At 45.5% G+C, this 26,120-nt stretch carries 29 protein-coding genes; 21 read left to right on the top strand and 8 right to left on the bottom strand.

Annotated elements, in window-relative coordinates; translation table 11 throughout:
* Positions 1-129 precede the first annotated feature (129 nt).
* Entirely contained in the window at positions 130-2,610 is a 2,481-nt protein-coding gene (locus AC6R05_RS17435) for a bifunctional diguanylate cyclase/phosphodiesterase (RefSeq protein ID WP_500648138.1), read from the top strand.
* 60 nt (positions 2,611-2,670) lie between these two features.
* Here AC6R05_RS17435 and AC6R05_RS17440 read toward each other — a convergent pair whose 3' ends face one another.
* On the bottom strand, positions 2,671-3,270 hold the full coding sequence (locus tag AC6R05_RS17440; RefSeq protein WP_500648139.1) for a tRNA-uridine aminocarboxypropyltransferase: 600 nt from the start codon (positions 3,268-3,270) through the stop codon (positions 2,671-2,673).
* Position 3,271: 1 nt separating this feature from the next.
* The gene (locus AC6R05_RS17445) at positions 3,272-4,819 is read right to left on the bottom strand and encodes a COG3650 family protein (protein ID WP_500648140.1); all 1,548 of its coding nucleotides are present in this window, start codon (positions 4,817-4,819) and stop codon (positions 3,272-3,274) included.
* Positions 4,820-4,858: 39 nt separating this feature from the next.
* Between AC6R05_RS17445 and AC6R05_RS17450 the strand changes: the two genes are divergently transcribed.
* Complete coding sequence (locus AC6R05_RS17450; RefSeq protein WP_032553358.1) at positions 4,859-5,326, top strand: EVE domain-containing protein; 468 nt, start codon at positions 4,859-4,861, stop codon at positions 5,324-5,326.
* A 77-nt stretch (positions 5,327-5,403) separates the two neighbouring features.
* Here AC6R05_RS17450 and AC6R05_RS17455 read toward each other — a convergent pair whose 3' ends face one another.
* Both AC6R05_RS17455 and AC6R05_RS17460 read right to left on the bottom strand, forming a co-directional pair.
* A complete protein-coding gene (locus tag AC6R05_RS17455; protein WP_500648141.1) occupies positions 5,404-6,231 on the bottom strand; it encodes a Cof-type HAD-IIB family hydrolase in 828 nt (275 codons plus the stop codon).
* A 143-nt stretch (positions 6,232-6,374) separates the two neighbouring features.
* Positions 6,375-7,355: an alpha/beta fold hydrolase gene (locus AC6R05_RS17460; protein WP_500648142.1), complete on the bottom strand. Its 981-nt coding sequence runs from the start codon at positions 7,353-7,355 to the stop codon at positions 6,375-6,377.
* A gap of 80 nt (positions 7,356-7,435) precedes the next feature.
* Here AC6R05_RS17460 and rhtB point away from each other — a divergent pair, with 80 nt between their 5' ends.
* The 7 genes from rhtB to AC6R05_RS17495 all read left to right on the top strand — a co-directional run bounded on the left by rhtB (position 7,436) and on the right by AC6R05_RS17495 (position 13,754).
* The gene (gene rhtB / locus AC6R05_RS17465; RefSeq protein WP_285466817.1) at positions 7,436-8,053 is read left to right on the top strand and encodes a homoserine/homoserine lactone efflux protein; all 618 of its coding nucleotides are present in this window, start codon (positions 7,436-7,438) and stop codon (positions 8,051-8,053) included.
* Positions 8,054-8,076: 23 nt separating this feature from the next.
* Entirely contained in the window at positions 8,077-9,297 is a 1,221-nt protein-coding gene (locus AC6R05_RS17470; RefSeq protein WP_150873378.1) for an EAL and HDOD domain-containing protein, read from the top strand.
* Between the two features lie 100 nt (positions 9,298-9,397).
* Positions 9,398-9,739, top strand: coding sequence for an ArsR/SmtB family transcription factor (locus tag AC6R05_RS17475; RefSeq protein ID WP_150897441.1), 342 nt, complete (start codon positions 9,398-9,400; stop codon positions 9,737-9,739).
* Positions 9,740-9,780: 41 nt separating this feature from the next.
* Complete coding sequence (locus AC6R05_RS17480) at positions 9,781-10,782, top strand: ArsJ-associated glyceraldehyde-3-phosphate dehydrogenase (RefSeq protein ID WP_500648143.1); 1,002 nt, start codon at positions 9,781-9,783, stop codon at positions 10,780-10,782.
* 25 nt (positions 10,783-10,807) lie between these two features.
* Positions 10,808-11,299, top strand: coding sequence for a cyclin-dependent kinase inhibitor 3 family protein (locus AC6R05_RS17485; protein ID WP_500648144.1), 492 nt, complete (start codon positions 10,808-10,810; stop codon positions 11,297-11,299).
* 96 nt (positions 11,300-11,395) lie between these two features.
* Positions 11,396-12,616, top strand: coding sequence for an organoarsenical effux MFS transporter ArsJ (gene arsJ / locus AC6R05_RS17490; RefSeq protein ID WP_500648145.1), 1,221 nt, complete (start codon positions 11,396-11,398; stop codon positions 12,614-12,616).
* Between the two features lie 124 nt (positions 12,617-12,740).
* Positions 12,741-13,754, top strand: coding sequence for an acyltransferase (locus AC6R05_RS17495; protein WP_500648146.1), 1,014 nt, complete (start codon positions 12,741-12,743; stop codon positions 13,752-13,754).
* A 31-nt stretch (positions 13,755-13,785) separates the two neighbouring features.
* Here AC6R05_RS17495 and AC6R05_RS17500 read toward each other — a convergent pair whose 3' ends face one another.
* The gene (locus AC6R05_RS17500) at positions 13,786-14,115 is read right to left on the bottom strand and encodes a DUF2500 domain-containing protein (RefSeq protein WP_500648147.1); all 330 of its coding nucleotides are present in this window, start codon (positions 14,113-14,115) and stop codon (positions 13,786-13,788) included.
* A gap of 244 nt (positions 14,116-14,359) precedes the next feature.
* On the opposite strand from AC6R05_RS17500, the gene AC6R05_RS17505 reads away from it, so the two are divergent.
* The 4 genes from AC6R05_RS17505 (at position 14,360) to AC6R05_RS17520 (ending at position 17,334) form a co-directional block, all read left to right on the top strand.
* Positions 14,360-14,734, top strand: coding sequence for a hypothetical protein (locus AC6R05_RS17505; RefSeq protein WP_032553372.1), 375 nt, complete (start codon positions 14,360-14,362; stop codon positions 14,732-14,734).
* Between the two features lie 931 nt (positions 14,735-15,665).
* Positions 15,666-16,286: a lysoplasmalogenase gene (locus tag AC6R05_RS17510; RefSeq protein WP_032553374.1), complete on the top strand. Its 621-nt coding sequence runs from the start codon at positions 15,666-15,668 to the stop codon at positions 16,284-16,286.
* 90 nt (positions 16,287-16,376) lie between these two features.
* Positions 16,377-16,613, top strand: a complete 237-nt coding sequence (locus tag AC6R05_RS17515; RefSeq protein WP_500648148.1) for a YecH family metal-binding protein — start codon at positions 16,377-16,379, stop codon at positions 16,611-16,613.
* Positions 16,614-16,746: 133 nt separating this feature from the next.
* A complete protein-coding gene (locus AC6R05_RS17520) occupies positions 16,747-17,334 on the top strand; it encodes a YhgN family NAAT transporter (RefSeq protein ID WP_032553376.1) in 588 nt (195 codons plus the stop codon).
* A 54-nt stretch (positions 17,335-17,388) separates the two neighbouring features.
* On the opposite strand, the gene AC6R05_RS17525 is transcribed toward AC6R05_RS17520, so the two are convergent.
* Together AC6R05_RS17525 and rsmD are read right to left on the bottom strand one after the other, a co-directional pair.
* The gene (locus AC6R05_RS17525; RefSeq protein ID WP_032553377.1) at positions 17,389-17,655 is read right to left on the bottom strand and encodes a DUF1145 domain-containing protein; all 267 of its coding nucleotides are present in this window, start codon (positions 17,653-17,655) and stop codon (positions 17,389-17,391) included.
* Positions 17,656-17,665: 10 nt separating this feature from the next.
* A complete protein-coding gene (gene rsmD / locus AC6R05_RS17530) occupies positions 17,666-18,268 on the bottom strand; it encodes a 16S rRNA (guanine(966)-N(2))-methyltransferase RsmD (RefSeq protein ID WP_150873371.1) in 603 nt (200 codons plus the stop codon).
* A gap of 231 nt (positions 18,269-18,499) precedes the next feature.
* Here rsmD and ftsY point away from each other — a divergent pair, with 231 nt between their 5' ends.
* The 6 genes from ftsY (at position 18,500) to glpG (ending at position 24,068) form a co-directional block, all read left to right on the top strand.
* Positions 18,500-19,732 carry a signal recognition particle-docking protein FtsY gene (gene ftsY, locus AC6R05_RS17535; RefSeq protein WP_500648149.1) on the top strand — a complete coding sequence of 411 codons (1,233 nt, stop codon included), beginning with the start codon at positions 18,500-18,502 and terminating at the stop codon, positions 19,730-19,732.
* A 77-nt stretch (positions 19,733-19,809) separates the two neighbouring features.
* Positions 19,810-20,484, top strand: coding sequence for a cell division ATP-binding protein FtsE (gene ftsE, locus AC6R05_RS17540; protein ID WP_032553381.1), 675 nt, complete (start codon positions 19,810-19,812; stop codon positions 20,482-20,484).
* Positions 20,474-21,442, top strand: coding sequence for a permease-like cell division protein FtsX (gene ftsX / locus AC6R05_RS17545; RefSeq protein ID WP_152469432.1), 969 nt, complete (start codon positions 20,474-20,476; stop codon positions 21,440-21,442). The genes ftsE and ftsX overlap by 11 nt, the downstream gene beginning before the upstream one ends.
* Positions 21,443-21,619: 177 nt before the next feature.
* Positions 21,620-22,477 (top strand): RNA polymerase sigma factor RpoH, encoded by an 858-nt coding sequence (gene rpoH, locus AC6R05_RS17550; protein WP_032553383.1) that lies wholly within the window; start codon positions 21,620-21,622, stop codon positions 22,475-22,477.
* A gap of 397 nt (positions 22,478-22,874) precedes the next feature.
* The gene (gene glpE / locus AC6R05_RS17555) at positions 22,875-23,195 is read left to right on the top strand and encodes a thiosulfate sulfurtransferase GlpE (RefSeq protein WP_032553384.1); all 321 of its coding nucleotides are present in this window, start codon (positions 22,875-22,877) and stop codon (positions 23,193-23,195) included.
* Between the two features lie 36 nt (positions 23,196-23,231).
* Positions 23,232-24,068: a rhomboid family intramembrane serine protease GlpG gene (glpG, locus tag AC6R05_RS17560; RefSeq protein ID WP_500648150.1), complete on the top strand. Its 837-nt coding sequence runs from the start codon at positions 23,232-23,234 to the stop codon at positions 24,066-24,068.
* 81 nt (positions 24,069-24,149) lie between these two features.
* Here glpG and AC6R05_RS17565 read toward each other — a convergent pair whose 3' ends face one another.
* Positions 24,150-24,557 (bottom strand): flagellar basal body-associated protein FliL, encoded by a 408-nt coding sequence (locus AC6R05_RS17565; protein ID WP_500648151.1) that lies wholly within the window; start codon positions 24,555-24,557, stop codon positions 24,150-24,152.
* 161 nt (positions 24,558-24,718) lie between these two features.
* On the opposite strand from AC6R05_RS17565, the gene AC6R05_RS17570 reads away from it, so the two are divergent.
* Entirely contained in the window at positions 24,719-25,258 is a 540-nt protein-coding gene (locus tag AC6R05_RS17570) for a chorismate lyase (protein ID WP_191907646.1), read from the top strand.
* Positions 25,259-26,113: a 4-hydroxybenzoate octaprenyltransferase gene (gene ubiA / locus AC6R05_RS17575; protein WP_032553388.1), complete on the top strand. Its 855-nt coding sequence runs from the start codon at positions 25,259-25,261 to the stop codon at positions 26,111-26,113.
* Positions 26,114-26,120: the final 7 nt, after the last annotated feature.

Raw genomic sequence — 26,120 nt, forward strand, 5'->3', positions numbered from 1 at the left:
TCTATGATTTATTAAGGAATCATCCTTTACTGAGCTCACAGATCTTACAGGATGATTGTAAGTAATACGTGCAAGGCTTATCGATAATCAGCACAATAACAAATCATTAATGCAGCGATTAATGTGGTTATGCAGTCATTTTCCCTCTTTATACATGATGTAGAGCTGCTCGCAGTTGAGCTAGAGACTGTGAGATTCGCAAACAGCGATGCGCTCTTAGTTCAGGTTTTCTCTTCTTTTGAGCAAGAGAGAGTAGAGACTGCGTGTCAGATTATTCACGCGCGCTTCCCTAATTGCACTTCCATCGGCTGTAGTGCTGAACACTTTATTGATAGGGGCGAGCTAAGACACCAAGGGTTGCTGGTGGTCTTTAGTCGGTTCTCTTCGACAACGATTAGCTCAGCCGTGGTTCCATACAGTGATGACTTGGCTCGCGATAGCGATAATATGTTACGCCAACTCGAATGCCACGATGGTACCCAAACGGCGATCTGTTTTGTTGATCGTCTGACGCTTGATAAAAACGACCTCTTCTATGCCTTTGAGCGCTCTGACCTGAATATTCCAATCTGTGGCGGTGCGTCAACCATTACCCCATCTGGACGTTGGGTGATGAGTAACGGGCGTTGTTATCAAGAAGCCTATGTGATGGCTGCGCTGCATAGTGAAAAGCTCGCTGTGAATCGCGGTTATTTCACTGAGTGGAACCCCATTGGCAAAACCTTCCGTGTTACTGCTGCTCAAGGTACTCATCTGATTCAACTTGATGGCGTGCCAATTCGGGAGCTTTATAACCGCTACCTTGCTGATGGCCTCGAAGTCCCTTTCGAACAACTGCACAACTTCCCGTTGATGGTCGGAGATCCAAAAAAACAGAATATCTATTTACCGATCAGGATTGCTGATAATGAGGAAATGGAATTCAGTGGCGAGTTTCAAGTCGGTGAAGAAGTGCGCTTTTGCTACGATCACCCATCACTAACCCTAGAACAAGTCAGATTGGGGGTTGAGCAGGCAGCGTTACACTCGCCTGAGTGCTTTTTTGTCTATAACTGCACCTCCCGTTTGGACTTCATTGAAGGAAATCAAGAGGTCGAGATCTTCCAGAAGCTGACCGACACTTATGGCGTTTACTGCATGGGTGAACTCTTCTATGAACAAGACCAGCAACGCCTGTTGCATCACAGCTTAACCTATATGGCACTCAGCGAAGGGGACAACGCCAACTGTCGCCAGTTAAGTAGTCAACCTGCCAGCAATATTTCACCCCTGTTTTCACTGATTCGTAATGCCTTAATGGATGTCGATGACATGAACAACAGCATGGTCAATAAGATTCAACAACAGGCGAGCGCTCTAACCGCCAGTTATCGTGTTGATCGTCGTACAGGTTTGCCTAACCGTAGTGTATTGCGTGAAAGATTGGCTCAAATGGGCGGAGCTAGCCACTTGCTGACGCTTAAGATCACGACGTTTAGCCAGATTAATGAGAAGTACGGCTATCGCGTTGGGGACAAGCTTCTTAATGACCTGAGTGATCACTTCCAAAGCTCACTGACTCGCTTTTTTGAACAAGAGTGTCAGCTATATAGCGTGGGCATCGGTGAGTGGGCGGTAGTATTCGATAGCTTGGCCAGCGATGAGTACATACAACAACGCTTCTCTGAGTTCGCTGATGAGACCGAGCATGTGAACTTTGAGCCTATGGGGCTTCCTGATATTGATTACTTGTCAGTATCGATTGGTGCTGGAATTGCCAGTCGCCGTGATTTTCCGACAACGTCCATTGATGATTTGTTGCTGAAGTCCATAGATGCTCGCCGCAGTGCAGTGAGTCAAAATAAGCATCTGGTTAACGCAAAGACCTTGGTTCAGCGAGAGAAGCAGCGTCAAGAGCAGCTTCGTTGGTTATCTTGTGTTAGCCGGGCGGTGATGAATCAGAATGTGGTTGCCTGTTCTCAGCCGATCGTATCGGCGCACACCCACCAAGTCGAGAGCCATGAATGCTTGGTTCGAATTGAGGAAGAGGGCGAGCTGATCACTCCGGGACGCTTCTTACCGATTATTGAGGGAACTCATCTTTATACCCGCTTAAGCCGTCAGATGATTTCGCGCACCTTTGACTTTATGAGTACGAGAACCGACTCATTCAGTATCAACCTTGCACCACAAGACTTTACCAATGAGAAAACTGTGCTGCACCTTGAGCAAGCAATCAAAAGCATCAGTCACCCTCAGCGAATAGGTTTAGAGGTATTAGAAACAGAGCAGATCAAAGACTATGGTCGCTTGATTGAAATCTGTAATCATTTTAGGGAGCTTGGTGTGAACATTATTGTTGATGACTTTGGCTCTGGATATTCCAATATTGATGAGATCCTCAAGCTAGAGCCTCAGGTGATTAAGCTTGATGGGAGTTTGATTCGCAATATTGATCAGGATAGGAAGCAACGTAAAATCGCGCAGCAGTTGGTCAGCTTGTGTCAGATTCTCAATGCTAAAACCGTGGCAGAATTTGTTCACAATCAAGAGGTGTGTCGTATCGCAGAAGATATGGGAGTCGATTACCTACAAGGTTACTTCGTCGGCGAACCCACGCGTTTGTTCTGATATTCGAGCGATTGTTTCACGTGAAACGTAAAGAGCGAGCCAAGGCTCGCTCTTTTATTTTTACTTCAGGGCATGACCGCTTTTGTCGGCTTGGAATACCTTTAGGTAGTGGTGGAAGTACTGGTTTAGCGTTTGAGCTTGCTCGGTTTCACCTAACTGACTTAGTAACAGGCTTCCAACCTCACAGGTACATAAGTGGCCCGAATCTTGATTGCGCCTTAAGGTATAGGCTGAGTCTAGGCTAGGGGTAAGGTGTATCTGTGGAATGCTCTGCAACCACGGGCTTTTGTTCATCATCTTCTTAGCTTCTTGCCATGTCCCGTCAAGCACAATAAACAGTAGCTTTTGATTCTCGACTGGGGATACCTCAATCATCTCACTGACATCAACACTTTGTTTACTTGGAAACAGCAGCAAAGCCTGAACCGTATCATCCTGGATCATCGCCATTAAGTCTGCTGGCGCGCTCTTGCGTTGCCAAACATAGCTTTGGCAGTTGGGTAGTGTCTGCTGCAGTAGCTTTCCAGTGTTGGTATCACGCTTGAGTTCATTCTCATGAGTAAGTAGCGCAATGTTCACAGAGCTTTCAAGCGTGGGTATCTGTGGGCAAATGCATTGATGAGTGAAGCCACATCGTTGGCAAGCCGTTAGCTTCTCCATACTAGAGCTTAACTCCTTTCTGCATTGGGGAGATCTCGTCAGCAAATAGCGTTACTTGGCTCACCTTGTTGCTGGTGGTCGTAGGAGCAACGCTTGGATTGAGTGGATAACTGACCCCTGAGTACTGCAAAACATGTTGTGCTGGTGTCGCACCACCACCACTGACGTTAAACACGAGATCTTGCCATCCGTTGTGTTGCTCTTCTCCCAAGTGAATCTTTCCTTGCACTAAGGTCATTCGGCTGTTGAAGCGCCATTGTTGTTGATGGTTTTCAAAAATAAGTAGGGTGCATCCTCCAGAACCACACCAGTTCAGTTGTGCAAGCAACTCCTCTTGTCCGTCACCATTAAGGTCATAGGTCAGCCAACGATATTGGGTATCGTCAGTCGAAGTGTTGTGGATCTTAAAATAGTCACGGATCGCGCGGTCGACCTTAGGATCAAGTTGATCGCTGCCATTGATTTTTTGTGGTGTAAGATCGGCGGCGGGTTTAGGTGTTGAAGTCAGATCTTGTTGTTTCGCTTTGAACAACACTAAACCTCCATCGGCTATTGGGTACACGACATTACCAACACGCTCTTTTTTCGCCGTCAGTTGACTGCCTTCACGAGTAAAAATACGCTCTGAGATAAGATACTGCTGCTGGTGGCGCGTCATCACTACTTGAACTTGGTCAGCGTTGAGTTGCTGCCAGAATCCTTGCTCAATAATAGGGTCATCGCCGTTGCTGTATGAGTAGGTGGTGACTGCACTGTGGTCAGTATTCAGCTCCAGAGTAACCGAGAAACCGGCATTCTGTGTTGAGCTGGCAAAATAGCGATCAGCCCATTCTAGAGTTGGATCTTGATTCGAGAGCGTCGCACAGCCTTTTTGTGTTTTGTCATTGATGGTGAGTTCTGCACTCCAACCATACAAGCTATCGCTCATAGTGTCGTTGCAGCGGCTCTTGGTTAGGTTCAGCTCGCCATCACCTTGGTTACTGGTTAGTTGATAGTGGCGTTGTTCGTTACTCATGCGGCTAGATTGAATCTCAAAAGCTTGCGGAGTTTCACCCATTTTTGAGTAGGTCACTTGGCTCTTATCGAATTGCGCAGACCAAAAAGGCTCATTGCCAAAAGCACGCGTTGATTTGAGGGGCTGGCTGCAACGGTTAGGGTTCTCTGCCGTGAGAATATTGACTTGGTCGACAACAAAGCGAGCTGTGAAATCGGCGTTGTATCCTGTTTGACTCGGCACAGTCAGGTGGCCAATGAGTTCGCCATACATAGGTTGATAGGGTGTATTGGAGAGTCCTTGAGCTTCTAGTGCTAGTTCTGGCGACAAATCTAGCCAGTATTGTTCTTGGCTGCCGCAAGGGGTAAAGGTGCGGCTCTCATGTCCAACAATCACCTGACCGCGCATGATAAAGGTTTGCGGTTGAATGGTACTGGGCGCATCTAGGCTAGCTGCGGGTGATTTTTCTGGTTCAGAAGTGGACTGTTGGGTTTGGCTACAACCCGTCAGAGCGATGGCTGTGAGCCACACCGCTGGGTTTTTAAGTACCTTCATGTTATATCTTCCTCGGAGCAACCGTTAATTGGATTTATTATGGCATATTGGTTATTTAAAACAGAACCCGACACCTTTTCTATTCATACTCTGCGAGTACAAAACACCTCTTGCTGGGAGGGGGTTCGTAACTACCAAGCCCGTAATATGATGCGAGATCAGGTCAAATTGGGTGACCTAGTGATGATTTACCACTCGTCATGCAAGAAAGTTGGCGTCGCTGGTATCGCTAAAGTGACGCGAGAGGCGTATCCAGATCATTTTCAGTTTGATCCAGAGAGTGACTATTACGATGCCAAATCGTCACCAGATAACCCTCGCTGGGTAATGGTCGATGTCGAGTATGTGCGAACCACCGAACGCTTGATCCCTTTAGCGACGCTAAAAGCGATGCCTGAGCTTGAGAATATGCCTTTGGTAAAGCGTGGTAACCGCTTATCCATCATGCCAGTGACGGAGCAAGAGTGGCAGGCTATTTTAAGCAAAGAGGTGCTGGGTTCTCGCTAGCATTAGAGCTTATGGGAACGTGAAGGTTCAAAAAAGGCAGCGCTTGGCTGCCTTTTTAGTTTTAGAAGAAGAGGGCGTTACAGTAGATGATCTTCAAGATAGTGAGCCACGGCATCATCTGCGTTACTACCAATCACTTCATTGTTCGGTAGTGCTTGCATCACTTTTTCATGCGATGTTCCCATTACCAAGCCCTTGCCTGCCATTGCTAACATTTCAGCATCGTTCATACCATCACCAAAGGCAATGCAGTTCTCTAGAGTAAGGTTTAGCGATTTTGCAACGGCTTCTAACGCATGGCCCTTAGAGACTTCTGCAGCCATCACTTCCAAACACCAAGGGGTAGAGAAGGCGATATTCAGTTTATCGCCGAAGGTTTCTCGTAACTTCTGCTCGAACGTCACTAGGTATTCATGATCGTGTTCTGGGTGAGTGAAGAAGACTTTAGCAATGCCGTCAGTGGGTGCTCGCTCCGCTTCAAAGCGTTTGTAGCTAAAGCCTGACTCACTATGGAACTTAGCAAGCATCTCATCTTCGCGATCCAACAACCAATCTTCGTTTTGGTACATGTGGATGAAAATGTTTGGATCTTGACGAACAATGTCGACCACAGGCTGGACAAGCTCTTGAGGTACGTTCTGGCTGTACATCAGTTGGTCGTCTTGATCATGCACACGCGCGCCGTTAGAGGTGATCATATACGCTGGAATACCGGCTTGCTGACGAATACCTGCAACGTCAACGTGATGTCGACCAGTGGCAAAGATAAAGGTGAAGCCTTGCTGGTGTAACTTCTTCAACGTCTGCTTGGTAAAGTCACTCAACTTATGGTTGGGAGCGAGCAGCGTGCCATCAAGATCAGAGGCAACAATATTGATGGAATCTTTTAGTGCAGGAATCGTCATTTAACCCTCGATACAGCGTACTTGACTAATAGAGACACCAAGCAACGGCTGGTGTCCAATGTTGTAAGACAAATTGTACGTGAAATTAGCCCAACAAAAGAGGGCAAAGCTCTATTACTTGTCTTCCTCTTTACCAAACCTTTTTAGCGAAAAAACGCAACAATTGAATCTAAGGTTTGATTGCGATACTGGTCGATTTCAAACAGTACTTCATGCCTTGAGCCTTGGATGCTGATCATCTCGCTGTTTGTATTCGTTTTGCGCAGTTTATTGATGAAGCTTTGTTGGGCTTGGTTACAAACGATCTGCTCGTTGCCCGCTTGAATCAACAAAAGAGGAATTTTAATTTGGCGCGTCTGTTGAATCGCTTGTTTAGCAGCCATCAACCCCTGCCATACCCAGCGCGTGCTTGGACCACCAACTTGAATCTCTGGATTGTCGTCATACAGTTTTCTGAACCATTGGTAACGAACTTTGCTCTGGCTGAGCAGATTGTTTTCAAAAGGTTTAGCGTAATACGCCTTATGTCCCGGCGCATAGGTTGGTTTGGCGTAAAGCCCTGTTAGCAGCTGTGCAACGAGCATAGCGATGGGTTTGAGATACCAATCAGTATTGACGCCAAACATAGGCGCACATAAGACGACTTTTTCAAAGCGGTGATCTGGTGTTGTTTGCAGATAGCGAGTCGCGATGGTACTGCCCATTGAATGGGCGAGTAAGTAGCGTTGCTCATATTTGTCGAGTGGGAAGTGCTGGAGAATTTCACGCATATCACGGATGTAATCATCAAACTCATGAATATGACCAATGTCAGAGTCTTGCACACTGCGTTGTGAACGACCTTGACCTTGATGATCAAAAGAGTAAATGTCATAACCTTGATGGTAGAGATCGTAGAAAAGCTCTTGGTATTTTTCGCAGCACTCTATGCGCCCATTCGAGATAACAATCGCTTTGCTATGCTGTGGAGAAGTAAAGCTCGACCAGTAGAGTTTTTTCTTGCTCAATGAGGTGACGTAACCTTCATTTCGTTGTTGCCAAAAGGCTGAGATCGGGTGTTTAATCGCTTCCTCAAATTGAGGCTCTTGAGTGAAATAAGAAGGTGCGGCAGCGCTGTTTGCCATGAGAAGTTACCTGAAAGAATACTGATGAGAGCTTTATCGCTATTGATGTTATTAGATTAAAGTACTGCTAAGGAAATGCAATGGATACTCATGTTTGGCTCGCTTATGTCGTGACCGCAATTCTGTTTAGTTTAGCGCCGGGTTCCGGTACCGTGAATTCGATCAGCAATGGCCTCAGCTATGGTACTCGTAAGTCATTAGCTTCTATTGCAGGCCTGCAAATTGGGTTGGCATTTCATATCTTATTGGTCGGTGCAGGGATTGGTGCGCTGGTGGCTAAATCCGCGTTTGCGTTCACATTAATTAAATGGGTAGGTGTGGTTTATCTCATTTGGCTCGGTATTCAAAAGTGGCGCGATACCTCTAGTATGGTTGCGACAGAAGAGGGTACATCGCAGTCAAGTTGGGCACTTTTGCGCAATGCGGTGTTAATTAATCTTACAAACCCGAAATCTATTGTATTTTTGGTTGCATTGTTCCCGCAATTTATAGACCCTTCACAACCCCAAGCTCCACAACTTTTGGTACTCGGTGTGACAACAGTATTCATTGATAGTGTTGTTATGTTGGGCTATACCTCATTGGCGTCACAAATGGGACGTTTTATTCGTTCAGATCGCGTAATGGGTAAGATAAATAAGATTTTTGGTGGTATGTTCATGGGTTGCGGTGCGCTGCTTGCCGCTGCTAAGGCTTAACCAATCATAGAGTTAGAAAATAGATGACCGCTACATACGTCGCTCGACAACCTATCTTTAACCGAAAAAAACATACTCTTGGTTATGAGTTGTTGTTTCGTGATGGGGACAATAATGCCTATCCAGCGCATATTGAGTCGAATAGAGCTACGTATCGTCTGATCGTCGAAAACTTTTTATCAGTGGGTCTCAACCCATCGATCCCTTCATCGCGCTGCTTCATTAATTTCCCGTATCAAAGTCTATTGCGCCGTCTTCCTCAAAGCTTGCCAAAAGACAAAGTAGTTATCGAAATCTTGGAGACCTGTCCACCGACACCTGAGCTGTTAGAGGCGGTGAAAGATCTCTATAAACAGGGTTACATGATTGCTCTGGACGACTTTACCTCGACACCAGAGTGGGAAGCCTTTCTTAAATATACGCACATTGTAAAGCTCGACATCATGCAGATGGGCTTAGATGCCGCGTGTGAATTGGTGCAAAAACATCAAGGCAAGAAATACAGCTTTCTCGCAGAGCGTGTTGAAACAGAAGAAGAGTTTCAGCGAGCCAAGCAGGCGGGTTTTAAGTTTTTTCAGGGCTATTTTTTCAGTAAGCCAGAAATGGTTAAGACCAAATACATCAGCCCTGAACACGTGATTGCGATGGAGTTGTTCCAAGAGGTCTGCAAGCCTAATGTCGACTTTAAGCGCGTAGAGAGCATTGTGGCAAAGGATGTCGCGCTCTCTTACAAGCTACTCCGTTTTGTGAATACCATGTCGCCACGTCTGGAAGTCAGCATCTCCTCATTTCGTCAGGCGCTGGTGTATTTAGGACAAGACAACCTAAAGATGTTTGTGTCATTGGCGGTTGCCTCTTATGTCTCTGACAAGAAACCAAAAGAGTTATACAGCTTATCTCTGCAGCGTGCTCAGTTTTGCCAGCGTATGTCGCGCTATCAACCCTTTGAAGGACATACTGAACAGGCCTTCATGATTGGGCTGTTCTCACTGTTGGATGCGTTACTCGATCTGTCGTTAGAGCACTTAGTTGAACAGTTGCCGTTATGTAAGATCATTAAGCTGGCGCTGCTGCGTCGAGAGGGACCATATGGTCAGCTGCTGGCTCTAGAAGAGAGCTTTGAACACGCTGATTGGCGTCAGATAGAAGAGCACTGTAATACGTTAGGACTCAGTGTTGAGCAGGTTAAAGCTGAGCTTGCTGAGGCGCAACGTTGGAGCCATAGCATTACGAGTCAAACCTAGCTGCTCGAATATTAAACTTTTATGACAGTAGAAACGCACGCCTTGACGTGCGTTTTTTTATAACTAATATATACGCATATCCATATATGAGAATACAAGTATGCTTCCTCACCAGTTTTTTAAATTATTGTCCGATGAAACGCGAGTACGTTGCCTAATGATGATTGTACGCCAAGAGTGTTTATCTGTTGGTGAGCTAACTGAAGCACTGCAAGAGAGTCAGCCAAAGGTATCTCGTCACCTAGCGCAGTTGCGCTCAAACGGGATCCTAACGGACGTTCGTCAAGGGCAGTGGGTGTTCTACCGCCTGTCCAAAGATTTACCGGGTTGGATGCTAAAGTTAATTGATGACCTTATCGCATCCAATTGTTTGAAAACCGAATATCAGCAAGACATTGAGCGTTTAGAAGCGATGACTTCACGCCCTCAATGTTGCGTTTAATCGAATATTTTTAGATTCACCACTAACTGAGAGAAAAGAACATGACAGTTAAAGTAGGTATCAATGGTTTTGGCCGTATCGGCCGTCTAGCACTTCGCGCAGCTTTCGACTGGGAAGAGCTAGAGTTTGTACAGATTAATGATGTAGCAGGCGATACAGCAACGCTTGCACACCTTCTAGAGTTCGATTCAGTTCAAGGTCGCTGGCACCATGAAGTAACCGCTGAAGGCGACGAGATGGTCATCAATGGTCAGCGTATCAAGACAACGCAAGAGCGCGACATCGATGCGATCGATTGGTCTGGCTGTGATGTGGTGATTGAAGCTACGGGTAAACACCGTAAAACTTCTTTCCTAAACAAATACCTAGAGCAAGGCGTAAAACGTGTTGTGGTTTCGGCGCCAGTGAAAGAAGACGGTATCGCAAACATCGTGGTTGGTGTGAACGACAACATCTTTGACCCAGCAGTACACAAAATTGTAACGGCAGCATCTTGTACCACTAACTGTATCGCTCCTGTGGTTAAGGTAATTAACGAGAAGCTAGGTATTGAGAACGCGTCATTCACGACGATTCACGATCTAACTAACACTCAGACTATCCTAGATGCGCCGCACAAAGACTTACGTCGTGCACGTGCATGTGGCATGAGCCTTATCCCAACCACGACAGGCTCTGCTAAGGCGATTGTTGAGATCTTCCCTGAGCTTGAAAACCGCATCAACGGCCACGCAGTTCGTGTACCACTAGCGAACGCGTCTCTGACGGACATCATCTTCGAAGTGAAGCAAGACACGACAGCAGAAGAAGTTAACGCGATGCTGAAAGAAGCATCTGAGAATGAGCTTAAAGGCATTCTTGGCTTTGAAGAGCGTCCATTGGTGTCTATCGACTACAAAGGTGACCAACGTTCTACTATCGTTGATGCACTCTCTACCATGCTGGTTGGTAAGCGTATGGTTAAGATCTACGCTTGGTACGACAACGAAATGGGTTACGCGACACGTACCGCTGAGCTAGTTCGTACTGTTGGTTTAGCATAAACCTGAGCACTTAGGAGATAACACTATGACACATCCAACATGGCAACTAGACCTTGAGCAAGGCGCTCTGATTCTGACTCCATGCCCAGGTACTAAAGAGGCTGATCTTGATGCATCTCTGGCACAACTGAAAGAGCAGGGCGTTAAAGCTATCGTGACTGCGCTAGATGATGCAGAGCTTGCAAGCAAAGACGTGGCAGCACTTGGTGAGAAAACACGTGCGCTAGGCATGCAGTGGTTCCAAATCGAAATCGAAGACGATTGTGCTCCGGGTGCTGAGTTTGCGGCGAAATGGTCTGCAGCAAGCCCTGAGTTGCACAAAATCGTTGATAGCGGTGCGAAAGTCGCTATGCACTGCATGGGCGGTTCAGGCCGTACAGGTTTGTTCGCAGCTCACTTGTTGTTAGAAAAAGGTTGGGATCTCGACAAGATCGTTCAAGAAGTTCAAGCACTGCGTCCAGGTGCTTTCACTAAACCGATCCAAGTTGAATACATTCATGGTGTAGCGAATAGCTAATATTCATCGGTGTTAGACAAGGAGCTTTTGGTATCTGGAGTGTTAAGCTTACCGTGATCCAAAAGCTCTTTTTGTTTTGATTGCAGAGATAGCATTATGTTTTCAAATCTAAGTAAGAGTGTTCGCCAATACATGTTGGTGACTTTCAACTACTGGAACTTCACCATTACTGATGGTGCACTTCGTATGCTGGTGGTCCTGTATTTCTACGACCTTGGTTACAGCTCGTTAGAGATCGCCTCACTGTTCCTCTTCTATGAATTCTTTGGCGTGGTGACTAACTTAATCGGTGGTTGGCTAGGAGCGCGTCTTGGCCTCAATAAGACCATGAACATTGGCCTGGGGATGCAAGTCTTCGCCTTGGGGATGCTCGCCTTGCCATCGGCCATGTTGACTATTCCTTGGGTAATGGCGGCGCAGGCGCTGTCAGGTATCGCCAAAGATCTCAATAAGATGAGTGCCAAAAGCTCTATCAAAACCTTAGTACCGGATGAACAGCAAGGTGCTTTGTATAAATGGATTGCGATTCTGACCGGATCTAAGAATGCTCTGAAAGGCGCAGGCTTTTTTATTGGTGGCTTTCTGCTTTCAACGATAGGCTTCCAATATGCAGTGCTTGTGATGGCCGCTGTGTTGACCTTAGTCTTTATCGGTAGCGTAGTGAGCTTAGAAGCGGACATGGGTAAGGCGAAAACCAAGCCTAAGTTCAAACAAATCTTCTCTAAGTCTGAATCGATCAACATCCTGTCTGCGGCGCGTATGTTCCTGTTTGGTGCTCGTGACGTGTGGTTTGTGATTGCTCTGCCAATCTATCTAGGCAGTGTATTTGGTTGGGATCACTCATGGGTGGGTGGCTTCTTGGCGGCTTGGACTATCGCTTATGGTTTTGTACAGGGCATTGCACCTAAGATTACGGGTAAGGCGCAGGGTAAGGTTCCAGATGGTCATGCAGCCCTATTATGGGTCGGTGCATTGGCGATTGTAACGGCGGGTATTGCTTACGCAGTACAAATCGGTTGGCAGCCAGAGCTTGTGATCATCGGTGGTTTGATGGTGTTTGGCGCTATCTTCGCAGTCAATTCATCACTTCACTCATACCTCATCGTGAGTTATGCGAAAGGCGATGGTGTATCGCTTGATGTGGGTTTCTACTACATGGCGAATGCAATGGGTCGCTTGATTGGTACTATCTTGTCTGGCTTAGTATTTCAAATGGGTGGCTTGTCTGCGTGTTTGTGGGTCTCGTTTGCATTCTTAGCGATAACAACGGTGATCTCTTTGCGTTTACCTAAGGTGCCACAAACATCAGCCGCATAAGTTTCAGTCGGATTCGATAAAATCGCGATATGCTTCTCCTTTAACAATAAGCTGACTTGGTCACCATACCAGTCAGCTTTTTTGTTGCTATAGTAGAATGATTGAATATTAATCAGGCATTTACATGAAGCAGCGAATTCTCTTCTTTGATTTAGCACGATGCGTTGCAGCAGTAGCTGTAATCGCAATTCATGTGCTAGCACCGTATCGTAATGAGCTCAACATGATCCCATTCAACGAGTGGTTAACTGCAATCACGGTGAATGGCTTTAGCCGATGGGCGGTTCCGGTGTTTATTTTGATTACCGGTGCATTGATGCTCAGTGACCAACGTCCGTTTGATGCCAAGTATTACCTCAAACGACGCCTAGGTAAGGTGCTGATTCCATTTCTTGTGTGGTCGCTGTTTTATACCTATTTCTCTGGCTGGTCAGCGTCGGGGTTTGATGCTGCAGTTAGCTGGGAAGTGCTGAGTAACAGCTATCATCACTATACCTATTATCACTTGGGCTTTTTCTATTACTTCATACCGCTCTATTTTGTGATCCCGTTTATGCAGATCGGGCTGCGCAAATATGGTGACCCGTTCATCTATAGCTTTACTGCTGTTTGGTTGTTCACCACATTACTGTTTTTGTTCAAAATTGATGGCCCGTGGAGTCATGAGCTGTGGCTTTATACTGGCTACTTACCACTCGGTTATATCTTGTATAAGAAACTCCCTCTTACCGCACCTGTGGTCACAGGGACTACGATATTGGGTGCCTTGGCACTGTTTACCACGGTTTATATGGTGGTTGATGCGAGTCTCGCGGCAGAGAAGTACACAGTAGGCCGCTGGCTGTCTTACAAAACACTCAATACAGTATTGGCTGCAAGTATGGTGTTTATGTTATGTCGCTACTTTGGAGAAGGATTATCTGATAAGTCGAATAAAGTGGTGGGCTTTATCAGCAAACACAGCTTAGGCATTTATTTGTTGCACCCAATTTTCTTATGGCCGATGAAGGAGTTTGGTTGGTATCAAGGCCATCCTGCTTGGGTTATTCCATTGTGGGTAGTGATCAGTGGGGCAGGAGCGTTATGGATGAGTTGGTTAATGGCAAAATCAGAGAAAACACGCTGGTTACTGCCATAACAATAGAAAATTAAATGCAAAAAAAAAGGATTTAGCGCTTGAGGGCAAAGTGCAAAAACTTATCACCTTGGTAGGTTAATGTACCTTTGTCCCCAGGATTGAGAGCGTGGTAGTAATGAATACCAACTTGGAACTCGCGTTTTGGGCCAACCAGTCCGCGTTGAACGTAGATCCAATACTCTTGGTCTTCTTGACCCGGCTGCGCATCAGGAAGGTCAATGGATTGTTTATCGAGTACCGTAACATCCACCTTTTTCTCTGGCGCGTTCTCTCCTTGCATATGTTTTCTGAAAAAGCTAACAAAAACCCAGCCTGCTAGGGCGACAAGTACAATAATCGCAAGAAAAAGTGAATTAGGCATACAACCTCCATATAGTCCTGAGGGGTATTCTAGTCGGTCGACTGCAAGGGATATGTGTTTAAAGCCGCTATTCGTGAATTGATGTAAGTTGAGCGAGTTGTTTTTCGGCTGATATCACATTTCATTGCCATTTGTGGATAACACGTTGTTATTTATTGTCTCTTTCTCACGTAAATCGTGATCAATTTGTATAAGAATAGGGTAATGCTCGACTAAAATTAAAGTGTGGAGTGGGAGGGTCAATATGACGGACATTGAAAAAGTAGTCACAAGGACTCGTAATATAGAGAAGTTATTGCGGCTTCAGTATCACGCTGAGGGAGAAGGGCTGCATGAGCTGGTCACGAGCTGTGAAGAGAGATTGCCACACGATATGGTGGTAAAACTACGCTACATTGCCACTTGTCGAAACAAGGTAGTGAACGATCATGATGCGAAATTAGAGGATCATCATCAGTTCATCATGATGTGTAATGATTGTGAGAAGGAGCTAACCCCAAGAAGCGGGCGCTTTATTTGGCGTGTTGCCATTCTTTTAATGATGGTAATGACTTTGGCTGCGGCCGGGTTCTATTATGCCAACTGGGATGTATTGACGTTGCATCTATTCTCAAAGTAACAGATTTAGATAAAAGAAAAGGGACGCCACGGCGTCCCTTTTCTCTTTTTGGGTACTTGATTAGTACATCATCGGTAGTGTCATAAGACCAACAACTACCGCGATCATTACAAGTCCTTGTTTTTGCGAAGATGAAATCATAACACTACTCCTAAATCTGGTTAACTATCGCTATGTGATTAAGAATAGCACTACTTTAGGCTTTAGATCAAGAATTAGTTTTGAAGCCCCTAAAATCATAAGAAAACTTCAGTTTCAAAGGGGTTATTTGCGAAGTTTATGCTTGTTTTTGTGTTGGTTTAATTTTGTTCCTTGTGGTTCTTGTTTGCCCTTTTTGTTTTTAAGTTGTTGTTTTTGTGGATTTAATTAATGTAATCATAGTTGTTAAAACTTGTTAAAGTGTATTAATGAGTGCTGGGTGGTTAGGGGGGGTTGCAATGCTTGTTATGAAGGTTATTTTGAGTTTTATACTATGGTGTTGTAGTGAGGCAGCTTACTTATCATGCAAGTGAGCTCCCTATTTTGATGTTGTGTGAGAGTTTTTATTGGAAATGAGAACCTGAAGTTTTCAGGTGTTTAAAGTTAATATTTTTGTTTTTAAGTCGTTGTTTTTAAATGTTTATAAGTTTTTGTTTTAGAGTGTTGCATTGTGGGAATTGAGTGTTTTTGGCGCTTTGGAGGATGGCCGTATTTATAAAAGGAGGGGTTAGTTCTTTCAAACTGGATCTGGGGTGTACTTTTGTAGGTATTGAACGATAAAAGCACCAAATAGGTGGGTTGCTATCATCAGATTGAGTATTTCATTTCATTTTGAGTATCGATCACATTTTTAGTGGAAGCGTAAGCAAGATCCAATTTTGAGGGGCTAGCGCTTTACATCACTATTGAGGTGCCTAGACTGGCGACGATTTGAGGTAATAGGGTAGATGTTATGTGGAGTTGGTTAGCGGTTTCGCTATCTGGTATCGGAGCGATAGCAGGAGCTAAGCATGGGCATGTTACTCAAACCTTAATCTACAAAGTATTCACTTTTGTACTTTTAGCTACGATTGCATTAAGCCAGCCTGAGATTACCACTTATAGTTATTGGATTGTCGGTGGCTTGGTTGTGTCTGCACTGGCGGATATTCTGCACACTCTCTCCAAGAGAAAGCCGCTGCACTTTATCTGTTTCCTAGTCGCGCAACTCTGTTATAGCAAAGCGTTTTGGCTGCAACTTTCTGGTCAAGTGGTCTGGTGGCTGTTCGCCCTTTTGCTTGCGGCTTGCGTAGTGGCCTTTTTCTTATTGTTACCTCGTCTTGATAAGTTGGTATTTCCTGTTGTGATTATGGGAATTGTACTTATCCAATTAGCATGGGCGTCGGGTGAGGTATGGTTGCTTGATCCACACATGTCACATGGTGTTGGCTTCATCGGTTGTTGTGTTTTGTTGCTTTCTGCTTTGGCCTACGCATTGAATTGCTATCGAAGCCCGATCAAAGGGGCTTACATGTGGGTGACAGGTAGTTACTTCCTAGCCCATTCTCTCATCGTGGCGTCACTAACCCTTTAGTTGATAACTGCCCTGAGGCTGCGTTATATCAAAGTGCGCTAACAGCAATTCGTTATGCTTGGCGAGATATGACAGACAGGGGAACCTCTAATGACGACTGAAATCCATGCTCACAATGTACTGAACCTATTGAATGAACAAGCTCTAACGCGTGAAGAGTTAGCGGAAAAACTAGCACAAGAATATGGCTCAGAAGCTCGTTTCCACACTTGCAAGCTAAGTGGCTTAGACCTAGATGCATTGCTGACGTTCTTTTTGAAAATGGAGAAGGTGGTGCTAGAGGGTGATAAGCTGAGAACCAATATGGCACGAGTATGTAGCCACTAATTCGATTGTTTTGGGAAGTGGATTACTGCTTCCCTTTAAATCAAACATTTAACACATAATCCTCCCCACTGGGTTCGAAAAGCCGGATTGAGGCTGCTATACTCCGCGCACCTTCGCTTTTCAGGACTTACTCATGGAAATCCTATCTGCAGCTACCATGCTGTTTCTTATTATGGACCCGTTAGGCAACTTGCCGATCGTGCTCTCCATACTTAAACATATCGATCCAAAGCGACGCCGAATTGTTTTGATTCGTGAGCTTATGTTCGCGTTGATTATCCTTTTATTGTTCTTGTTTGCCGGTCAGAGCATTCTGAACTTTTTGCACGTTCAGCCAGAAACCTTAAGTATTTCAGGCGGTATTATCCTGTTTATCATCGCGATTAAGATGATTTTCCCAAGTGCAGGGAGTATCACTGGATTAGCGGCGGGTGAAGAGCCATTTATTGTACCTATGGCAATACCGATGATTGCGGGGCCATCGGTGATTGCAGCCTTGATTCTGCTATCGACTCAGCACCCAGGTAATATGCTGGAGCTATCTGCGGCAGTCTTACTGGCTTGGGGCGCAACTTTCTTTATCTTGATGTTTAATGGTTTCTTCCTGCGTATCCTCGGAGAGCGAGGCCTTAAAGCGGTAGAGCGATTGATGGGTCTATTGCTTATTATGATATCAACGCAGATGTTCCTCGATGGTATCAAAGCTTACATGCTCTCTTAGAGTCCGTATGCTGACAAACAACATTAAAAAAGCCGCTCAAATGAGCGGCTTTTTTTACATCATGTATTTGCGTCGGATATCGAGCAGAGCAAAGATACCGAAGATTAGAATTGACCACTTCTCCCAGCGCGTCATGGAAATCTTATCGCCAAATGCACCAATGAAGATCAGCATTTGTAGACCGTGCATGAAGAACAAGAATGCCGTCATGATATACAGGGCAATGGCTGCGTTTCCTGGGAATGGATGGAAAATATTTACGATGAGAACAAACCAAACGAAAGCAATAGCCGCTTTGGCTACGGGAATCAGTACATTCATTATTTAAATCCTATTCTGCATTGGTTCTATGGAAAAGGCGGTAACTAGACTGCCCAGTCGTTTTATCACGATAGAGCTCCCAGTTCTCAGGCATGCCTTCCAGCTTAAGTTCTTTTTCAGTTTCGACATACACAACCGCATCTTCAGCCAACCAACCGTTAGATTCGAGTAGGTTGACTGTCTCAGCAAGAAGGCCTTTGCGGAAAGGTGGATCCAAGAAAACCACATCATACGGTGTCCCCGGTTTACTGAGGTAAGAGATAGCGTCGATATTCTCTACCTTAATGTTATCGGCTTTCAGTTCTTTAGCGTTGTCTGAAAGCTGTTTAGCCGCCTTTTGGTTCATCTCTAAAAGCGTCACCATCTTCGCTTGGCGAGACGCTGCTTCAAAACCGAGCCCGCCAGAGCCTGCAAATACATCCAGACACGTCGCATTTGGGATATCTTGAGCCACCCAGTTAAAGAGTGTCTCTTTTACTCGGTCAATAGTTGGGCGTAATCCCTCTAAGTCGTGAACTGGGAGTTTTCGACCTCTCCATGAGCCACTGATGATTCTAACAAAGCCTCCAGATGGCTTTTTTTGTGATGTGTTTTGCTGGCGACGTCTTACCATAGATTTTTTGACCGCTAATAAAGTGATACTATATCGAGCCCAATTTAATTTGGTTCGAGTATTAAATAAATTTTGCAATGACAAAGTGTATCAAGCAAACAGCAAGCATATCACTGCTTTGTCATTTTTCTTTACTATTCGTGTCTACAAGTTTGTATTGTAGAACAATAGCAAAGAGTCGACGTGCATTAAGTCAATACAGTTAATTAGTAGATCTAGGAAACTCCTCTGATGGCGGAAAAAAAGAAGCGCGGATTATTATCGTGGCTTGGCTTTGGTGAAGAAGAACAGAGCCCACAAACGCAGACTGACTCTAAAGTAGATCAGCAAACGGAAGAGCAGCCTCAAGCTGAGGTTGAGCAACCGGTAGAAAAGGAAGAATCTGCACAAGAGGCGGAGTTACAAGAAGAGCTTGAACAGCCAAGTGCTGAGGTTCAACCTGAACAAGCAGAAGCAGAAGCAGAAGCAGAAGCAGAAGCAGAAGCAGAGCCTGAAGTGGTTGCAGAAGAGCCACAAGTTGAAGAAGTTCAAGAGAAACCGACAGAGAGTTTCTTTGCGCGCTTGAAGCGTAGCCTAAGCCGCACTAAAGCCAACATTGGCGCGGGCTTCTTTGGTTTGTTCAAAGGCAAGCAAATTGATGAAGATCTATTCGAAGAGCTTGAAGAACAACTGTTGATTGCTGACGTAGGCATGAACACAACAGTCAAAATCATTGATAACCTAACAGAAAAAGCATCTCGCAATGACCTGAAAGATGGTGAAGCGCTGTATGGTCTATTGAAAGAAGAGATGGCTGATATCTTAAGCCAAGTGGAACAGCCTCTAGAGGTGGATACCACTAAAACGCCTTACGTCATCCTAATGGTAGGTGTTAATGGTGTAGGTAAAACAACGACCATTGGCAAGCTTGCGAAGCAGTTCCAGAATGAAGGCAAGAAAGTGATGCTGGCGGCAGGTGATACCTTCCGTGCTGCAGCGGTTGAGCAGCTACAAGTATGGGGTAAGCGCAACGACGTTCCTGTTATTGCTCAGCACACTGGCGCTGATAGTGCATCGGTTATCTATGATGCGATTGAAGCTGCTAAGGCTCGTGGTGTGGATGTGGTTATCGCGGATACAGCGGGTCGTCTACAGAACAAGAGCAACTTAATGGAAGAGCTGCGTAAAATTGTTCGTGTAATGAAGAAGATTGACGACTCAGCACCGCATGAAATTATGCTAACGTTAGATGCTGGTACTGGTCAGAACGCAATCAGCCAAGCGAAATTGTTCAGTGAAGTAGCGCCAGTTACCGGCATTACACTGACTAAGCTAGATGGTACTGCAAAAGGCGGTGTGATTTTCTCTATCGCTGATCAGTTCCAGATTCCAATTCGCTTTATCGGTGTTGGCGAAGGCATTGACGATCTGCGTCCATTCGAGTCAAAAGACTTTATTGAAGCGTTGTTTAGCCGCGAAGAGTAATTTGGGTAGCAATTTGGTTTGTGTTTAACCTGCTACCTTTTTAAATTTGATAAGAGTGATCGTAAGAGGAATTTTCGGTGATCAAGTTTCAGCAAGTGAGCAAGGCCTACCGAGGTGGACGCCAAGCATTACAAAAAGTGGACTTTCATCTTAAGCGAGGTGAAATGGCTTTTTTGGGTGGTCATTCCGGTGCGGGTAAAAGTACACTGCTGAAATTGATCTGTGCGATTGAGCGCCCGACCGACGGGCGCGTTTGGTTCAACGATCACGACATTACTCGAATTCCGAGTAAAGACATTCCCTTCTTGCGCCGTAACATCGGTATTGTCTTTCAAGACCACCGTTTGTTAATGGACCGCTCTATTTACGACAATGTAGCTCTGCCAATGCGTATCGAGTCGATTTCTGAAAATGAAATCAAACGACGCGTTGGTGCTGCATTAGACAAGACTGGGTTATTGGACAAAGCGCGTTGCTTGCCGAGCCAATTGTCGGGCGGTGAGCAGCAACGTGTTGGCATTGCACGCGCTGTGGTGAATCGACCAACCTTACTATTGGCCGATGAACCGACCGGTAACCTAGACCCAGAATTATCGAACCGAGTTTTAAGACTGTTCGAAGAGTTTAATCGAGCAGGCGTGACCATCCTTTTAGCTACGCATGATGTGGGGTTAGTAAACACTCGCCCACAATATCGTCATTTCGAGTTAAACCAAGGCTTCTTAAGTGAGGTAGAAGACTATGGCCGTTAACAAACGTCTTAAAAAGGCGAAACCAAAGCGCGCCAACAATCGTGCGGCAAGTGATGGCTTTTTAGTGGTTCACTGGAAGCAGGCGAAGTCTTCTCTATCTGAATTGTGGCAGCGCCCACTGGGAAATTTACTGACTTTGGCTGTGATCTCTATGGCATTGGCGATGCCAGCGTGTTTATACCTACTGGGTAAAAACGTGGGTGAGGCTGCACAAGATGTGGCAAGCCCTTCTCAGGTTAGCGCCTATATAGAAGAGGGTATCCCTGAACCTAGAGTGATGGTGATGAAGGATGAGATTGAAAGCTGGCCACAAGTGGATCTAGTGGAGTACATCTCACCACAGCAGGGACTTGCAGACCTTAGCCAGTACTCAGGCTTCAATGATGCACTGACGATTCTTGATGATTACTCACTACCAGGTGTATTGATCATCACACCGAGCGTTGAAACAGACACGGAAATTAAAGCACTGGCTAAGCAAGTCAAAGAACAACCCTCGGTGACTGACGTTCGCCTTGATGAAGATTGGTTAGCAAGACTCGATGCGATTAAGGCACTGGCTACTGTCATCGTAGTGACATTAACCTTCCTTATGCTGGGAGCGGTATTTCTAATTATTGGTAATACCTTGCGCTTTAATGTTCTTGCTCATAAAGAAGAGATCCAAACCATGAAGCTAATTGGGGCGACCGATAGTTTCATCCTACGCCCTTATCTGTATACAGGTATGTGGTTTGGTGTATTGGGATCTATCAGTGCGTGGATCATGACCGCATTGATTACTGTATTACTCAACAGTGCAGTGGACGATTTAGCGCAGTTATACGACAGTCATTTCCGCTTAATTGGCTTAAGCTGGGATGAATCTTTGCTGCTTTTGATTGTTGGAACCTTGCTTGGTAGCGTGGCAGCAAAACTTTCTGCCCAAAGACACCTAAAAGAAATTGAACCTGTTTAGGTGAATTGAGTCATATTTAGACGAGAAATAGACACATGTTAGTCAGTTTTCGCCTTGTATAGACGAATTGATTATGCATAATTACTTCCCCCTTCTTGAATCCTGTTCATTTTAGGTTCAAGATTAGCGGGTTCTAATAGAAAGACTACTCCAGATCAGAGATTGATGAGGAACCGAATGGCAAACCAAGCGTATCAAATGGCTTTAGTCACACAAGATAGCCTAGACAGCTATATCCGCTCAGCAAACAGCTACCCAATGCTAACTGCTGAAGAGGAGCGTGGACTTGCAGAGCGATTACATTACAAAGGTGAGATCGAAGCTGCGAAAGGCTTGATCCTTTCACACCTACGATTCGTGGTTCATGTAGCGAGAGGTTACTCTGGTTACGGCCTGCCTATGGCTGACCTTGTTCAAGAAGGTAACATTGGTCTAATGAAGGCGGTAAAACGCTTTAACCCTGAAGTTGGGGTAAGACTGGTATCTTTCGCTGTTCACTGGATCAAAGCTGAAATCCATGAGTACGTACTTCGTAATTGGCGTATCGTTAAGATTGCAACGACGAAAGCGCAGCGTAAGCTGTTCTTCAACCTGCGTAAATCTAAGAAGCGTTTAGGTTGGTTCAACAACGGTGAAGTTGAAACCGTTGCTCGCGAGTTAGGTGTAGAGCCTTCTGAAGTTCGTGAAATGGAATCTCGTCTTGCGGCGCAAGATGCGACCTTTGAAGCACCTATGGACGACGATGACGGCGGTTCAGCTTACACAGCACCTGTTTACTACCTAGAAGACAAAGCGTCAGACGTAGCTGAAACGGTTGAAGCAGCAAACTGGGAAACCCATACCAATAACCGTCTTGGCCATGCACTAGCAAGCCTAGATGATCGCAGCCAACACATTGTTCGCTCTCGTTGGTTAGATGACGACAAAGCCACGCTGCAAGATCTCGCTGAAACCTATAACATCTCAGCAGAGCGTGTTCGTCAGCTAGAAAAGAATGCAATGAAGAAGCTAAAGCAAGCTGTCGGCGACTTCTAAGCCCACACACAATTTTTTTGAAAAGGCCGAGATCGAGAGATCTCGGCCTTTTTGTTTGGATCGCATTCTAGTGTCTTTGCGATCGAAACTTTTAAGTATGGATTGTGGATAACTCTGTGAGGAGTTTCTTTGTCAGTTGTCAAAAAGCAGGGTGTAGTAAGGCTTACAGGCGGTTTTGTAGATGGGGATAGTTTCAAGTTAACCCACAGATAGATCAGGATCATTACTACATCTTGTGGATCCATTTCTCTTAAAACACTTTATTCACGCAATTCACAGATTTATCCACATATGGTGTAAAAGTGATCGCTGGTGGATAACCTTATTAAGTCGGTGTAAATGTTAGCCTTGGGATAGGTTACAATGGCATCAAAGTAAATCAGTACAAGAGAAAGTCATGGACCAGTTTAAACATATTGATGTGCAAGGTGCTCAAACACTCATTGAGCAGAGCGACGCACGCCTAGTAGATATCCGCGATCCACAGTCATTTGCCGTTGCGCACCCAGAAAGTGCGTATCATTTGACGAATGACACCATGGTGGCGTTTATGGATGAGGTAGAATTTGAACAGCCTATCCTTGTGATGTGTTATCACGGCATTAGTAGCCAAGGTGCGGCGCAGTATCTAGTCAACCAAGGCTTTGAAGACGTATATAGTGTTGATGGAGGCTTTGAAGCTTGGCATCGTGCCCAGCTTCCTGTCGTGACAGGCTAGTTTGCTTCCTTAGACAAATTTAAGCAGGAAACTCCAATGGTAAGATTGATGGTATTGAATAATGCGCGTGTTGCGCAGGCCTTCATTGATTATATGGCGTCGCGTCATATTTCGATTCAGATGTCTCCAGAAGGGGAAGGGCGTGTCGCGCTGTGGCTGATTGATGCTCAACATCAAGTGGAGACAGAAGCGGAGCTCAACCGTTTTCTGTCTGAACCCAACCACAAGCGTTATCAAGCCGCTTCTTGGGATGTTGCTGAAACGCGTAAAAGTCAGTTTCATTACCATACTCCGAGCTTTCTAAGCATGATTAAGGCTAAAGCCGGCCCCGTTACACTCAGCATTATGCTGTTGTGTGTGGTGATTTTTGCTCTGCAGCAACTTGGCTTCAATAAGCAGATCTTTCAAATGCTGCATTTTCCAGCTTTGGATGGGCAGCAGTGGCAGTTGTGGCGCTGGCTTAGCCATGCGGTTCTTCATTTCTCCGTTATGCACATAGCCTTTAATATTCTGTGGTGGTGGCAGCTTGGCGGTGATATTGAGAAGAAGCTAGGTGGTCTGAAGCTACTGCAGATTTTCGCTATATCATCGGCGCTGTCCGGCGCAGGGCAGTACTGGGTTGAGGGTGCTAACTTTGGCGGGTTATCTGGAGTTGTGTACGCGCTAGTTGGTTATCTGTGGGTTGTGGGCACTAAGGCTCCTCAATTAGGACTAACCATACCGAGACAGATCGTCGGCTTCATGCTGATCTGGTTAGTGCTTGGTTACATGCAACCGTTTATGGCGATTGCTAACACCGCACACCTAGCTGGTTTGATTGCCGGTGTCGGTATCGGCTGGATTGATTCAATGAAATCAAAGTCTATCGCTTAGCGATATTGGTGGTGAGTTTTCTGTGAAAACGAAAAAGCGGCTCGATGAAGCCGCTTTTTTTATCTCGATTTGGTCATCGCCTTATTGGTACAGGTACTTAGTAAATAAGAGGTCGGCAATGATGGTTTTGCCTGTTTCTGGCAATAGGATCTCATTAAGTCGATCAACTAAGGTTTTACGCAAGTCTTCGCGACCAGAAAGCGACTTAATGGTCTCTTCATTCTGTTTACCAAGGAGCTCAATCACGGCATCGCGAATAAGGGGCTGGTGAAGCTCAATGGCTGGGAGGTCAGTTGAGTTGGCAACCATAATGTCGATGCGCACTTGAATGTAACCCAGCTTCTTACCTTTGGTATAAAAGTTAGTAGTGAGATCCGGTTCTAGCGTGAAGTACGCCAGCTTGGGTGTAGATTCCTCCTCCGCCAATGAAGGCAAAGAAAAAAGTAGGGTGATTGCTAGAAATATTTGGGCTACATAACGTTTGTGCATATTTGTGACTTTTCTTTAGTTTAATCGCGATATTCGAAACGCGTTTGTCTTGTTACAATGAGCGGTCTAAATCTAAATACGTTTATAACACAGCTTGCGGTTAAAACAGCTCGGAAGTTGATGCTTTATTGTACGTGTAAAGTCACCTATTGAATACCAGTATGAATCAGCCAATATCGCTGTATCTTAATTCGTTAATGAATGTAGATTGGCAAAATACAGAAAAATTTGATTTTCCGAATCAAACCATCAAAGGGTGGTTAATGGAGCAAGGCTCGTTATCTCGTCGTTTGGGTGAGTGCTGTGAGCACTTATCGGTCGAGTTACTTCATAATCAAGTCGTGGAACGCTCAACACTACAACACGACGAAGAGACTTTGCTTTCATCATCAGATTGCTTACTTCGTAAGGTTATTCTGAAGGGAGACGGTGAGCCTTGGGTACTTGGCCGCACGTTAATTCCACGCCTTACCTTGGATGACCAACACTCAGATCTATCTCAACAGGGCAATGTACCACTCGGGTTGACGGTGTTTAGCGCAGAAAACGTTAAGCGTGATGCACTGCAAGTCGGTTGGGTTATGGTAGGCGAAGAGCGCCTGCTTGCTCGCCGCTCACGTTTATGGATGAACCATAAGCCAATGTTAGTGGCGGAACTTTTTTTACCAACTTCACCCATTTACTCTAAGGAGAGTGTGTAAATGCTGGCCACAAAAGCGAAAGCGTATTGGCAGTTAACGCGAATGGATCGCCCGATTGGAACCTTATTACTGTTGTGGCCAACCTTGTGGGCGCTAGTGATTGCAGCCAATGGCCTACCAGACTTATCGGTACTAGTGGTATTTGTGTTGGGTGTGGTGTTAATGCGCTCAGCGGGATGTGTAATTAACGATTTTGCCGATCGCAAAGTTGATGGCCACGTAAAACGCACTAAGCAACGACCTTTACCTTCGGGTGCAGTATCCAGTAAAGAAGCGGTAGCTCTGTTTTTGGTGCTAGCCATTGTCTCTTTTCTGCTGGTGTTAACCATGAACACGCTGACCATTCAGTTGTCGTTTATTGGTGTGGGCTTAGCGTTTATCTATCCTTTCATGAAACGCTTTACTCATCTGCCACAACTATTTCTGGGTTTGGCCTTCAGCTGGGCGATTCCGATGGCGTGGGCTGCACAAACCAATGAACTACCGGGTGTCGTGTGGTTCGTATTTGCCATCAACGCACTATGGACCATCGCTTATGATACTCAGTATGCGATGGTTGACCGAGACGATGACCTTAAGATTGGCATCAAGTCGACCGCGATTCTGTTTGGCCGCCAAGATAAGCTAGTAATCGGTGTGCTGCAGTTAATTACTTTGGCGATGTTGATTGCGCTTGGTATGCACTATCAACTGGGCGGGAGCTTCTACTGGAGCCTGCTGGTTGTCGGTGGATTGTTTGTATATCAGCAGCACCTAATTCGCCACCGAGATCGAGACCTCTGCTTCCAAGCCTTTTTAAACAACAACTATGTTGGAATGGCAGTGACCGCAGGCTTACTTATCGCATTCTGGTAAAAAACAT

The sequence above is a fragment of the Vibrio sp. R11-SG3-ISO9 genome (assembly GCF_059834255.1).

What these genes read in the sequence shown, in the direction of transcription:
- AC6R05_RS17475 (WP_150897441.1), top strand. Translation starts at nt 9,398, where the DNA reads ATGCTTCCTCACCAGTTTTTTAAATTATTGTCCGATGAAACGCGAGTA.
- AC6R05_RS17480 (WP_500648143.1), top strand. Translation starts at nt 9,781, where the DNA reads ATGACAGTTAAAGTAGGTATCAATGGTTTTGGCCGTATCGGCCGTCTA.
- ftsX (WP_152469432.1), top strand. Translation starts at nt 20,474, where the DNA reads ATGGCCGTTAACAAACGTCTTAAAAAGGCGAAACCAAAGCGCGCCAAC.
- AC6R05_RS17470 (WP_150873378.1), top strand. Translation starts at nt 8,077, where the DNA reads ATGACCGCTACATACGTCGCTCGACAACCTATCTTTAACCGAAAAAAA.
- AC6R05_RS17455 (WP_500648141.1), bottom strand. Translation starts at nt 6,231, where the DNA reads ATGACGATTCCTGCACTAAAAGATTCCATCAATATTGTTGCCTCTGAT.
- AC6R05_RS17515 (WP_500648148.1), top strand. Translation starts at nt 16,377, where the DNA reads ATGACGACTGAAATCCATGCTCACAATGTACTGAACCTATTGAATGAA.
- AC6R05_RS17485 (WP_500648144.1), top strand. Translation starts at nt 10,808, where the DNA reads ATGACACATCCAACATGGCAACTAGACCTTGAGCAAGGCGCTCTGATT.
- AC6R05_RS17445 (WP_500648140.1), bottom strand. Translation starts at nt 4,819, where the DNA reads ATGAAGGTACTTAAAAACCCAGCGGTGTGGCTCACAGCCATCGCTCTG.
- rpoH (WP_032553383.1), top strand. Translation starts at nt 21,620, where the DNA reads ATGGCAAACCAAGCGTATCAAATGGCTTTAGTCACACAAGATAGCCTA.
- rhtB (WP_285466817.1), top strand. Translation starts at nt 7,436, where the DNA reads ATGGATACTCATGTTTGGCTCGCTTATGTCGTGACCGCAATTCTGTTT.
- AC6R05_RS17450 (WP_032553358.1), top strand. Translation starts at nt 4,859, where the DNA reads ATGGCATATTGGTTATTTAAAACAGAACCCGACACCTTTTCTATTCAT.
- AC6R05_RS17510 (WP_032553374.1), top strand. Translation starts at nt 15,666, where the DNA reads ATGTGGAGTTGGTTAGCGGTTTCGCTATCTGGTATCGGAGCGATAGCA.
- AC6R05_RS17570 (WP_191907646.1), top strand. Translation starts at nt 24,719, where the DNA reads ATGAATCAGCCAATATCGCTGTATCTTAATTCGTTAATGAATGTAGAT.
- ftsY (WP_500648149.1), top strand. Translation starts at nt 18,500, where the DNA reads ATGGCGGAAAAAAAGAAGCGCGGATTATTATCGTGGCTTGGCTTTGGT.
- AC6R05_RS17525 (WP_032553377.1), bottom strand. Translation starts at nt 17,655, where the DNA reads ATGAATGTACTGATTCCCGTAGCCAAAGCGGCTATTGCTTTCGTTTGG.
- AC6R05_RS17505 (WP_032553372.1), top strand. Translation starts at nt 14,360, where the DNA reads ATGACGGACATTGAAAAAGTAGTCACAAGGACTCGTAATATAGAGAAG.
- glpE (WP_032553384.1), top strand. Translation starts at nt 22,875, where the DNA reads ATGGACCAGTTTAAACATATTGATGTGCAAGGTGCTCAAACACTCATT.
- AC6R05_RS17565 (WP_500648151.1), bottom strand. Translation starts at nt 24,557, where the DNA reads ATGCACAAACGTTATGTAGCCCAAATATTTCTAGCAATCACCCTACTT.
- AC6R05_RS17440 (WP_500648139.1), bottom strand. Translation starts at nt 3,270, where the DNA reads ATGGAGAAGCTAACGGCTTGCCAACGATGTGGCTTCACTCATCAATGC.
- AC6R05_RS17520 (WP_032553376.1), top strand. Translation starts at nt 16,747, where the DNA reads ATGGAAATCCTATCTGCAGCTACCATGCTGTTTCTTATTATGGACCCG.
- AC6R05_RS17460 (WP_500648142.1), bottom strand. Translation starts at nt 7,355, where the DNA reads ATGGCAAACAGCGCTGCCGCACCTTCTTATTTCACTCAAGAGCCTCAA.
- glpG (WP_500648150.1), top strand. Translation starts at nt 23,232, where the DNA reads ATGGTAAGATTGATGGTATTGAATAATGCGCGTGTTGCGCAGGCCTTC.
- AC6R05_RS17500 (WP_500648147.1), bottom strand. Translation starts at nt 14,115, where the DNA reads ATGCCTAATTCACTTTTTCTTGCGATTATTGTACTTGTCGCCCTAGCA.
- AC6R05_RS17495 (WP_500648146.1), top strand. Translation starts at nt 12,741, where the DNA reads ATGAAGCAGCGAATTCTCTTCTTTGATTTAGCACGATGCGTTGCAGCA.
- rsmD (WP_150873371.1), bottom strand. Translation starts at nt 18,268, where the DNA reads ATGGTAAGACGTCGCCAGCAAAACACATCACAAAAAAAGCCATCTGGA.
- arsJ (WP_500648145.1), top strand. Translation starts at nt 11,396, where the DNA reads ATGTTTTCAAATCTAAGTAAGAGTGTTCGCCAATACATGTTGGTGACT.
- ubiA (WP_032553388.1), top strand. Translation starts at nt 25,259, where the DNA reads ATGCTGGCCACAAAAGCGAAAGCGTATTGGCAGTTAACGCGAATGGAT.
- AC6R05_RS17435 (WP_500648138.1), top strand. Translation starts at nt 130, where the DNA reads ATGCAGTCATTTTCCCTCTTTATACATGATGTAGAGCTGCTCGCAGTT.